This is a genomic window from Flavobacterium xizangense, from assembly GCF_054075145.1.
This window is the reverse complement of the sequence record NZ_JBSIPG010000027.1, coordinates 1-991: the sequence shown is the minus strand read 5'-3', so window position 1 is coordinate 991 and position 991 is coordinate 1. Positions and strand designations below refer to the sequence as shown.

At 36.8% G+C, this 991-nt stretch carries 1 pseudogene; it reads left to right on the top strand.

Features of this window, described 5'->3' with window-relative positions:
• Window positions 1-991: pseudogene (locus ACWA1B_RS22350) on the top strand (DUF6443 domain-containing protein); the annotation flags it as partial.

The window sequence follows — 991 nt, the reverse complement described above, 5'->3', positions numbered from 1 at the left end:
CACCACAGTATTTTTATTATGATGGTGATGGTGATACTTTCGGGAATCCATCTGTATCCGTTTATTACAGCAACAAGCCGAATAATTATGTTAGCAATAGTAGCGATTGTAATGACTCAGATGCAACACTGAACCCAAATACAAATTGGTATCGTGATGCTGATGGCGATACTTTTGGAAATTCAGCCTTGATAGTGAAACAATGTACACAACCTGCTGGAGGATATGTTAGAAATGCGTTAGATATTGATGATGCAACAGCTAACATAACCAATATTGCGCCACAGTATTTTTATTATGATGGTGATGGTGATACTTTCGGGAATCCATCTGTATTCGTTTATTACAGCAACAAGCCGAATTATTATGTTAGTAATAGCGGCGATTGTAATGATTCAGATGCAACACTGAACCCAAATACAAATTGGTATCGCGATGCTGATGGCGATACTTTTGGAAATTCAGCCTTGATAGTGAAACAATGTGCACAACCTGCTGGAGGATATGTTAGAAATGCGTTAGATATTAATGATTCAACAGCCAACATAACCAATATTACACCACAGAATTTTTATCAGGATAATGATGGTGATACTTTCGGGAATCCATCTGTATCCGTTTATTACAGCAACAAGCCGAATAATTATGTTAGCAATAGTAGCGATTGTAATGACTCAGATGCAACACTGAACCCAAATACAAATTGGTATCGTGATGCTGATGGCGATACTTTTGGAAATTCAGCCTTGATAGTAAAACAATGTACACAACCTGCTGGAGGATATGTTAGAAATGCGTTAGATATTAATGATTCAACAGCCAACATAACAAATATTACACCACAGAATTTTTATTATGATGGTGATGGTGATACTTTCGGGAATCCATCTGTATCCGTTTATTACAGCAACAAGCCGAATAATTATGTTAGCAATAGTAGCGATTGTAATGACTCAGATGCAACACTGAACCCAAATACAAATTGGTATCG